Below are 8816 nucleotides of genomic sequence, written 5' to 3'. Positions count from 1 at the left end.
GGAGTGGTGGGCGGGGTGTCCCCGCGCGCGGCCTCCGCCGCGCGCGGGAACGGTGGGAGGGATCAGCCGACGATGTTGACGGGCCGGTAGGCGTGGTAGCCGTCGCGGCCGTTCACGCCGTAGGAGTGCTGCTTCCAGCGGGTGCCGACGCCGCCCGCCTGCTCGTAGGACTTGTAGCGGGTGTGCGCCTGGTCGGCCCAGCCGTCGAAGATCACGACGTGGCGCCGGTCGGCGCTGTTGCTGTCGGCCTTGATGATCAGGTCGCCGGGGGCGAGGTCCCGCATCGCGATCCGCCGCGTGAACCCGTCGTTCTTCAACGAGACGGTGTTGGGGCCGGGCTTCGGCAGGCCGAGGGCCATGGAGACGTAACCGGAGCAGTCCTGCCGGTAGCCGTCCTTCCACCGCTTGGTCTGGCTGTACGGGACGGGCCGGCCGTTGGCCGCGGTCAGCCAGGTCTTCGCCCGTGCCAGCACCTGGGCCCGGGTGAGGCGGGGAGCCGCCTCGGCCGCCGCCGCCGACGCGGCGGCGGTGGCGGCCGAGGTGACGGTGGAGGTGGTGGCGACGGTGGGGACGGGCGCGGCGGGGGCGGGCGGCGCCGCGAGGGCGACGGAACCCGCGCAGAGCACGGCCGTCAACGTGGCGGTGACCCAGCGGGGGGTGGACTTCTCGGACATGGATGATCTCCTGCTTCTCATGTGCGGAGGGGCACGACGCATCGCGCGGTGAGAGCGCGAGCGTCCGGAACCCGGCCCGGACGGGCCGGAGGAATGTCCAACGCCCGGCAGCCGGGGCGGCGGAAGCGCCCTCGGCGGCGGTTGCGGGCTGGACGAGAAGCAGTCTGCGGGGGTCGGCCCGGCGGTGACAACGGCATCCCGTTTGCTTCAGCGATGTCGGGATCCCTAAGGTCCTGACCTGCAGGGACACGGCCGTCCCGGGACGCGGGACGGCCTGCAGGCGGTGAGAAGGGGGGCCGTTCGTGAAGGAGCCGGAAGGACAGCGCACCAGCGCGGCACAGCAGTTGGGGAACGCGCTGAGGGAGCTTCAGCGGCGGTCCGGCCGCACCTTGCGTTCGCTGGAGTCCGAGGTGATGGCCAGCGATTCTTCGCTGTCGCGCTATTTGCAGGGCCAGACCGTTCCGCCGTGGGCGACCGTACGCGACCTGTGCCGGGCCCTGGACGCGGATCCCCTTGAGTACCGCACCCTGTGGGAGGCGGCACACCGCTGGGAGGCGGAACCGACGGCCCCGGCGAGCCCGCAGCCGTCGACGGCAGCGGTGGCCCCTCCGGAACCGGGAGGTCGGGCCCAGGGAGGTCCGGCGCCGGCGGGTCCGGAACCCGCCGGGGCCCCGCCGCGCCGACAGCGGCAGGCCGCTGCGACGGCGACCCGGGCGCGGAGCAGCCGCTGGGTGTGGGCCGCGGCCGGGGCCTGCGCGGGGCTGCTGTGCGGCGGTGCCGTCGTCTGGTCCCTGCTGCTTCCGGCCGGATCCCCCTCGGGGTCGGAGGCGTCGACCGCCCGGGGTGCGCCGAAGCCGTCGGCTGCCGGTGCGGAAGGAGCCCGGCCGGGCGAGTACAGCCGCATCTTCGTCAACCGGGTGACGGGCCGCTGCCTCGACCACAGCCTCGACCAGGGCCTGCGTTCGTTCGCGCCCAACGGGCTGAGTTACCAGCGGTGGACGGTGCGACCGTTCGCCGACGGCACCAGCGAGCTGCGCAACCATGCGACCGGCTCGTGCCTGGAGGGCGGCGCCTCCGGGTTGCGGGGCGCTTCCTGCAGCGGGGCAGCCGCCCAGAGGTGGCTCCTGACGGCCCAGCCCGACGCGTCGATACGGATCGGCAGCGCGGCCGACGGGACCTGCCTGGACGACGGCCCACAGGGATTGCGGGCCGTGTCCTGCGACGCTTCCGATCGTCAGAAGTGGGGCTGAGCCGACGCCACGGCCTGTCGGGTCAGCCGAGGACCGGACGGCCGTCCGGGAAGGTCAGGCCGGTGACGTACAGCAGGCGCCGGTCCGAGCCGTCGGGGCTCCAGCCGTGGAAGAGGATCCGGTCGCGGCCGTCGGGTCCGGGCACGACGTCCTGCCCGCCGGGTCCGCGGACCGCGCCCCCGAACGACTCGCTCGACAGCAGCGGCTGCGGGGACTTGGTGTAGGGGCCCGTCAGACGGTCGGCCACCGCGTAGCCCGTCTTGTAGCGGTGGTCGCCGTAGAAGTCGGCCGAGTACAGGAGCACGTAGTGGCCGCCGCGCCGCACCAGCGTGGGCGCCTCGACCAGACCTCCCTCCCAGGGCAGGTCCGCGCCGATCAGGGGGACGGCGTCGCCCTCGGTGCGGGTGCCGTCCCAGGAGACGGGCTGGAGGTGGATACGAGCGGGGAGGCCGCAGCAGTTCCCGTCGTTCTTCCACAGCAGGTAGCGGTGCCGGCCCTCGGTGAAGCTCGCGGCGTCGATGGCGCCGCCCTGCTCGGCGGGGCAGACCAGCGGCCCGGTGCCGACGGGGGCGAACGGACCGTCGGGCGAGGACGACAGGGCGACGCCGATGCACTGCTTGCCCGAGGCGCGGTCGCGGGCGGTGTAGTAGAGGGTGAAACCGCGGCCGTGGGCGAAGACCTCCGGCGCCCACACGAGCGGGCGCGCCGGCTCGGCCCAGTCACCCAGGCGGGGCAGCGGATCGGCGTGCGCCGGCTGCCAGTGGAGCAGGTCGGTGGAGGTGGCGTGCTGGACGTTGGCCGCTTCGCCGTTGGTGGCGTAGGCGTGGTAGGTACGGCCCACCTTCAGCACGTCAGGGTCGGGGAAGTTCCGGTCCAGCGCCAGGGCGGGTGCGGCATCGGCGGTGGTGGCCTGGACCGCCGGCGCGGGTGCGGCGGCGGCGCGGCTTGCGCGGCTCCGCCGGAGCCTCCTCCGTCACCGCCGGGGCCGCGGCCGCGGCCTCGACCGTGGCCTCGGGCGTCGCGGAGATCTCCGCCCCGCCGCGGGTCCGGCGCCGCTGCCGCGGCGTACGGGTCCGGGCCGGACGCTCCTCGGCGGCCGGAGCCGCAGCACCCCGGCGGCCACGGCCACCGCGGCCGCCCGGCTCGCCCAGGTCCTCGATCTCCTCGGCCGCCAGGCCGGCCCGCGTCCGCTCGGCACGCGGCAGGATCCCCTTGGTCCCGGCCGGGATGTTCAGCAGCTCGTACAGGTGAGCAGACGTCGAGTACGTCTCCTCCGGGTCGTTGAACGGCAGGTCCAGCGCCTTGTTGATCAGCTGCCAGCGCGGGATGTCGTCCCAGTCGACCAGCGTGACGGCCGTACCCGACGCGCCCGCGCGGCCGGTCCGGCCCACCCGGTGGAGGTACGTCTTCTCGTCCTCCGGCGACTGGTAGTTGATCACGTGGGTGACGCCCTCGACATCGATGCCGCGCGCGGCGACATCGGTGCAGACGAGCACGTCGACCTTGCCGTTGCGGAAGGCGCGCAGCGCCTGCTCCCGGGCGCCCTGGCCCAGGTCACCGTGGACCGCGCCGGAGGCGAACCCGCGCCGCTCCAGCTGCTCGGCGATGTCCGCCGCCGTCCGCTTGGTGCGGCAGAAGATCATCGCCAGCCCGCGGCCCTCGGCCTGCAGGATCCGGGAGACCATCTCCGGCTTGTCCATCGAGTGCGCACGGAACACGTGCTGCGTGATGTTCGCGACCGTCGCGCCCTCGTCGTCCGGCGAGGTGGCCCGGATGTGCGTGGGCTGCGACATGTACCGGCGGGCGAGGCCGATGACCGCGCCCGGCATGGTCGCCGAGAACAGCATCGTCTGGCGCTTCGCCGGAAGCAGGTTGATGATCTTCTCGACGTCGGGCAGGAAGCCCAGGTCGAGCATCTCGTCGGCCTCGTCCAGGACCAGGGCCTTGACGTGCGAGAGGTCGAGCTTCTTCTGGCCCGCGAGGTCCAGCAGACGGCCGGGGGTGCCGACGATCACGTCGACGCCCTTCTTCAGCGCCTCGACCTGGGGCTCGTACGCGCGGCCACCGTATATGGCCAGGACGCGGACGTTGCGGACCTTGCCCGCGGTGAGCAGGTCGTTCGTCACCTGGGTGCACAGCTCCCGGGTCGGGACGACGACGAGGGCCTGCGGGGAGTCGGTCAGCTGCTCGGGCCTGGCCCGGCCGGCCTCGACGTCCGCGGGGACGACGACACGCTCCAGGAGGGGGAGGCCGAAGCCCAGCGTCTTGCCGGTACCGGTCTTCGCCTGGCCGATGACGTCCGTGCCGGAGAGGGCGACGGGGAGGGTCATCTCCTGGATCGGGAAGGGGGACACGATGCCGACGGCTTCAAGGGCTTCGGCGGTCTCGGGAAAGATCCCGAGGTCTCGGAACGTAGTCAGGGTGCTGCCTCTTCTGTGAGACGCGGCGCGAGGCGGCGAGAGGGGGGTCGTACCGTGCCTGGCTTGCAGTACTGCTACGTACGAAGCTGCGCGGGACCACTGCCTTCGCTCAAGCGCTCGTGCCGCTGAGGGGGCCCCTCGTGGCAGTGGCACGCATGAACGTGCAACCACGCGGAGGGCGGTCGGTTGGAGCCGATCGGGCCACCGACCGGGCATCCTCATTCGGATGGCCCGCCGAGTATTCGGCAGGCGCTATAGCACTGTACCCCGAAATCGCGCAGCTGTGTCCGGCGAATTCATCACGTCGGCGTCGGCACCGCGACTGACCAGGTGGTTCCCGGGGCCTTCCGGCGGGCTATTGTGCGGAGCATGTCGACCGTAGATAACGCATCGCCCGCCGACGAGGGGTTCACCGGGATCGCCGCCCAGAGCTGGGACCAGGCCTCCGCCTCTCCGCTGTACCGCGCCGCCGTCGTGGACCTGCTCGGCGCGCTGGCGTACGGCGAGCTCGCGGCCTTCGAGCGGCTCGCCGAGGACGCGAAGCTCGCGCCGACGCTCGCCGACAAGGCCGAGCTGGCGAAGATGGCCTCCGCCGAGTTCCACCACTTCGAGCGGCTGCGGGACCGGCTGACGGCCATCGACGCCGAGCCGACCGCCGCGATGGAGCCCTTCGCCAAGGGCGTGGACGACTTCCACCGCCAGACCGCCCCGTCGGACTGGCTGGAGGGCCTGGTCAAGGCGTACGTCGGCGACTCGATCGCCAGCGACTTCTACCGGGAGGTGGCCACGCACCTGGACGCCGACACCCGGGCCCTGGTGCTCGGCGTGCTCGACGACACCGGGCACGGCCACTTCGCCGTGGAGAAGGTGCGGGCCGCCATCGAGGCCGACCCGCGGGTCGGCGGCCGGCTGGCGCTGTGGGCGCGGCGGCTGATGGGCGAGGCGCTGTCGCAGGCCCAGCGGGTCGTCGCCGAGCGCGACGCCCTGTCGACGATGCTGGTCGGCGGCGTGGACGGGATGGCGGCCGGGTTCGACCTGGCGGCCGTGGGCGAGATGTTCGCCCGGATCACCAAGGCCCACACCAAGCGGATGGCGGCCCTCGGCCTGGCGGCCTGACGTCACCCGGACGTGCCGCGGCTTTCCGTACCGCCCGGGCCTTCCGTATCGCCGACTCGCCCGCCCGCGCCGTCAGCCTCCCGACGGGAGCGAAAACGGAGCCCGCCGCGTCCGGCGGCGCTGACCGGGGGCGGGGCGCAGGAGGAGGGACAGGACGACGGCCGACACCAGGGCGGCGCCCAGCAGGGTGGCCGTCACGGTGGTGTGGCCGGGGCCCAGCGCGAAGTCGGTGAGCCAGGCGCCGAACAGGGCGCCGCTCGTGCCGCTGAGCAGGACGGTCCGGGACGACGGCAGCCGACGGGCGAGCAGCCTGACGGCCAGGCCGGAAAGGGCGAGGCCGAGCAGAGCGGCGCCGAGCGCCTCGATCAGCAGCATGAGGTCCCTCCCCTGCGTCAGGGCAAATCGGATCACTGCCGTCCTACCCGAAGCGGAAGCAACGGAAACGGCCCGGTGGAACAACCACCGGGCCGTGTCACAGCAGTTCCCGCTGCTCAGGCGGCGCCGAAGCCGACCTTGCGCTGCGTGGGCTCGCCCAGGTCGACGTACGACAGGCGGTCCGCCGGCACCAGGACCTTGCGGCCCCGGATGTCGGTCAGGCTCAGCAGCGGCGACTTCCCGGACAGGGCGTCGGCGATGACGGCCTCGAGCTCCTCGGCGCTCTGGTCGCTCTCCAGCACGATCTCCCGGGGTGCGTGCTGCACGCCGATCTTGACCTCCACGGCTATGTCCCTCCGACGGTCCGGTTCGCGCGACTGTCCGCGCCGTACGCCGCCCACATTAGCCCGGAGAGCGGACAGCGCAGGCCCGTGGCGGACACGCTGCGAGCGAACAGCCCCCCGGACGCGCGGCCCCCGGTCGGTGACCCTCGGTCAGTGACCCTCGCTGCCGTGCAGCGGGAAGCCGGCGATGCCGCGCCACGCCAGGGACGTCAGCAGGGCCACCGCCTTGTCCCGCTCGACGGGGCTCTCGCTGGACAGCCAGTACCGCGCGACGACCTGCGAGACCCCGCCCAGGCCCACGGCCAGCAGCATCGACTCGTCCCGGGACAGCCCGGTGTCCTCGGCGATGACCTCGCAGATGGCCTCCGCGCACTGGAGCGAGACGCGGTCCACCCGCTCCCGCACCGCCGGCTCGTTGGTCAGGTCGGACTCGAACACCAGACGGAAGGCGCCGCCCTCGTCCTCCACGTACGCGAAGTAGGCGTCCATGGTCGCGGCCACGCGCAGCTTGTTGTCGGTCGTCGAGGCGAGCGCCCCGCGCACCGCCTGCAGCAGCGACTCGCAGTGCTGGTCCAGCAGCGCCAGGTACAGGTCGAGCTTGCCGGGGAAGTGCTGGTAGAGCACCGGCTTGCTGACCCCGGCCCGCTCGGCGATGTCGTCCATCGCCGCCGCGTGGTACCCCTGCGCGACGAAGACCTCCTGGGCCGCGCCCAGCAGCTGGTTACGTCGGGCTCGGCGCGGCAGTCGCGTGCCCCGCGGGCGCGCCGCCTCGGTCTGCTCGATGGCTGTCACGCCGCCTCCCACTTTCTCCTTGAACACCATGCGCTGTGCGCCGGCCGCCATCGTACTTTTCGGTAACCGAATCTGGGGGGTCCGGACCGAGATTTCTCGCGGTGCGGACGCTCTCCCGGGCAGCTCCCGGCCAGGTCAGGCGCGGGGCGACAGCGTCGTCCGGGACCTCGCGGACGCCCGCCCGCCGCCCGGTCAGCGGTACTCGTCCTCGTCGAGCGCCACCACTCTGGCCTGCTCGGCCGCGTCGCCGTCCGCGGCCTCCTCGCGCTCACGGGCCGTGAGCGGGTCGTCCTCGCGCGGCCTGAGCTCGGTGTGCTGCTCCGCGGCGTCCGCCTCGGGCGCCTCCGCGTCCAGCGCATCCGGCTCCTCGTCCAGGAAGGTGTCCGGTTCATCAGGGTCGGCACTCATACGGCTCCCCTCTTTCCTCGCTCAGTACGAGCCTAGGAGGAACGGGGGTGCACCGCTATGCGGACCTGTGGCGGTGCGGACCTGTACCGACCTGTGACCGCGAACACAGCGGTTCGCGCGTGATCGTCTCGTAACATTGCCCCCATGTCTTCGACCGAGCTGCCCGGTGTACGGTCCGCCGCCACCGTGACCTCCCAGGTGAGTGCGGTCCGGGTGGCCGAGGGGGAGCAGCTGCGCAGCGTCACGCTGCCCGGGCTCACGCTCACCGTCCGCTCCCGCCCGCCGGCCCGCACCGGTCTGCCGCCCGCCCTCTACGTCCACGGACTCGGCGGCTCCTCGCAGAACTGGTCGGCCCTGATGGCCGAGCTGGAGGACACCGTCGACGGCGAGGCCGTCGACCTGCCCGGCTTCGGGGACTCGCCGCCGCCCGCCGACCGCGACTACTCCGTCACCGGCCTCGCCCGCGCCGTCATCCGGCACCTCGATGCCGCCGACCGCGGCCCGGTGCACCTCTTCGGCAACTCCCTCGGCGGCGCCGTCAGCACCCGCGTCGCCGCGGTCCGCCCGGACCTGGTGCGCACCCTCACCCTGGTCTCGCCGGCCCTGCCCGAGCTGCGCGTGCAGCGGTCGGCCGTGCCGACCGCGCTGCTCGCCCTGCCCGGTGCGGGCCCCTTCTTCTCCCGGCTGACCCGGGACCTGACGGCCGAGCAGCGCACCCGCGGCGTGATAGGGCTCTGCTACGGCGACCCCTCCCAGGTGACGCCCGAGGCCTTCCGGCACGCGGTGGAGGAGATGGAGCGGCGCATGGCGCTGCCGCACTTCTGGGAGGCCATGACCCGGTCCTCCCGCGGCATCGTCGACGCGTACACGCTCGGCGGCCAGCACGGGCTGTGGCGCCAGGCCGGCCGGGTGCTCGCCCCGACCCTGCTCGTCTACGGCGGCCGGGACCAGCTCGTCTCCTACCGCATGGCGCACAAGGCGGCGGCGGCCTTCCGCGGCTCCCGGCTGCTGTGCCTGCCCGAGGCCGGGCACGTGGCGATGATGGAGCATCCGCAGACCGTGGCGGCCGCGTTCAAGGACCTGCTGCGGGACACGGCGGCGGACCGCAAGGGCGGGGCCTGACCGGTGGGACGACATAGTCGCAAGGACCCCGCCCCTGCCCGGCCCCGGACCCCGGGGCCGGACGACACGGCCGCGCCGCACCCGGCGCCCCCGGCGGGTCCGGACCCGTACCACCCGGCACCGCCGCAGCAGGACCCGTACCACCCGGCACCGCCTCAGCAGGACCCGTACCCGTATCCGTACCCCTCTTCCTCTCCGTACCCTTCGGCTCCGCAGCAGCCGGGTCCGTACGAGGACGCGTACCCGGACAGCTCCTCCGGTACGCCGCCGTACGCCCCTGACGCCTACGGCTACGACACCCACGGCCTCCCCACC

Annotated in this window: 10 protein-coding genes and 1 pseudogene; 4 read left to right on the top strand and 7 right to left on the bottom strand. The window is 73.3% G+C overall.

All coding sequences use genetic code 11. The features are described 5' to 3' along the window. Positions 1 to 62 precede the first annotated feature (62 nt). Positions 63 to 674 (bottom strand): hypothetical protein, encoded by a 612-nt coding sequence (locus EF918_RS27780; RefSeq protein WP_260610740.1) that lies wholly within the window; start codon positions 672 to 674, stop codon positions 63 to 65. Positions 675 to 976: 302 nt separating this feature from the next. Here EF918_RS27780 and EF918_RS27775 point away from each other — a divergent pair, with 302 nt between their 5' ends. After that, the gene (locus EF918_RS27775) at positions 977 to 1924 is read left to right on the top strand and encodes an XRE family transcriptional regulator (RefSeq protein WP_125651673.1); all 948 of its coding nucleotides are present in this window, start codon (positions 977 to 979) and stop codon (positions 1922 to 1924) included. A 22-nt stretch (positions 1925 to 1946) separates the two neighbouring features. Here EF918_RS27775 and EF918_RS27770 read toward each other — a convergent pair whose 3' ends face one another. Together EF918_RS27770 and EF918_RS27765 are read right to left on the bottom strand one after the other, a co-directional pair. Then, positions 1947 to 2765, bottom strand: a complete 819-nt coding sequence (locus EF918_RS27770) for a glycoside hydrolase family 43 protein (protein WP_260610739.1) — start codon at positions 2763 to 2765, stop codon at positions 1947 to 1949. Positions 2766 to 2775: 10 nt separating this feature from the next. Continuing rightward, positions 2776 to 4278, bottom strand: a complete 1503-nt coding sequence (locus EF918_RS27765; protein ID WP_312847870.1) for a DEAD/DEAH box helicase — start codon at positions 4276 to 4278, stop codon at positions 2776 to 2778. A 435-nt stretch (positions 4279 to 4713) separates the two neighbouring features. Here EF918_RS27765 and EF918_RS27760 point away from each other — a divergent pair, with 435 nt between their 5' ends. Then, on the top strand, positions 4714 to 5460 hold the full coding sequence (locus tag EF918_RS27760; RefSeq protein ID WP_125651671.1) for a ferritin-like fold-containing protein: 747 nt from the start codon (positions 4714 to 4716) through the stop codon (positions 5458 to 5460). A 72-nt stretch (positions 5461 to 5532) separates the two neighbouring features. Here EF918_RS27760 and EF918_RS27755 read toward each other — a convergent pair whose 3' ends face one another. The 4 genes from EF918_RS27755 to EF918_RS27740 form a co-directional block, all read right to left on the bottom strand. Continuing rightward, positions 5533 to 5835, bottom strand: a complete 303-nt coding sequence (locus EF918_RS27755) for a hypothetical protein (RefSeq protein ID WP_185921948.1) — start codon at positions 5833 to 5835, stop codon at positions 5533 to 5535. Positions 5836 to 5951: 116 nt separating this feature from the next. Beyond that, positions 5952 to 6179 carry a DUF3107 domain-containing protein gene (locus tag EF918_RS27750; RefSeq protein WP_185921947.1) on the bottom strand — a complete coding sequence of 76 codons (228 nt, stop codon included), beginning with the start codon at positions 6177 to 6179 and terminating at the stop codon, positions 5952 to 5954. A gap of 150 nt (positions 6180 to 6329) precedes the next feature. After that, positions 6330 to 6971, bottom strand: coding sequence for a TetR/AcrR family transcriptional regulator (locus tag EF918_RS27745; RefSeq protein WP_125651669.1), 642 nt, complete (start codon positions 6969 to 6971; stop codon positions 6330 to 6332). Positions 6972 to 7163: 192 nt separating this feature from the next. Beyond that, positions 7164 to 7379 carry a hypothetical protein gene (locus EF918_RS27740; protein WP_125651668.1) on the bottom strand — a complete coding sequence of 72 codons (216 nt, stop codon included), beginning with the start codon at positions 7377 to 7379 and terminating at the stop codon, positions 7164 to 7166. A 144-nt stretch (positions 7380 to 7523) separates the two neighbouring features. On the opposite strand from EF918_RS27740, the gene EF918_RS27735 reads away from it, so the two are divergent. Together EF918_RS27735 and EF918_RS37760 are read left to right on the top strand one after the other, a co-directional pair. Further along, on the top strand, positions 7524 to 8501 hold the full coding sequence (locus EF918_RS27735; protein ID WP_125651667.1) for an alpha/beta fold hydrolase: 978 nt from the start codon (positions 7524 to 7526) through the stop codon (positions 8499 to 8501). 3 nt (positions 8502 to 8504) lie between these two features. Further along, positions 8505 to 8816: pseudogene (locus EF918_RS37760) on the top strand (hypothetical protein); the annotation flags it as partial.

It is taken from the genome of Streptomyces sp. WAC06614 (assembly GCF_003949795.1).
Lineage (GTDB): Bacteria > Actinomycetota > Actinomycetes > Streptomycetales > Streptomycetaceae > Streptomyces.
This window is presented reverse-complemented; position numbering and strand designations above follow the sequence as displayed.

Excerpts from the sequence above, each read along its gene's own strand:
- EF918_RS27735 (WP_125651667.1), top strand. The coding sequence starts at position 7,524 with ATGTCTTCGACCGAGCTGCCCGGTGTACGGTCCGCCGCCACCGTGACC.
- EF918_RS27740 (WP_125651668.1), bottom strand. The coding sequence starts at position 7,379 with ATGAGTGCCGACCCTGATGAACCGGACACCTTCCTGGACGAGGAGCCG.
- EF918_RS27780 (WP_260610740.1), bottom strand. The coding sequence starts at position 674 with ATGTCCGAGAAGTCCACCCCCCGCTGGGTCACCGCCACGTTGACGGCC.
- EF918_RS27755 (WP_185921948.1), bottom strand. The coding sequence starts at position 5,835 with ATGCTGCTGATCGAGGCGCTCGGCGCCGCTCTGCTCGGCCTCGCCCTT.
- EF918_RS27760 (WP_125651671.1), top strand. The coding sequence starts at position 4,714 with ATGTCGACCGTAGATAACGCATCGCCCGCCGACGAGGGGTTCACCGGG.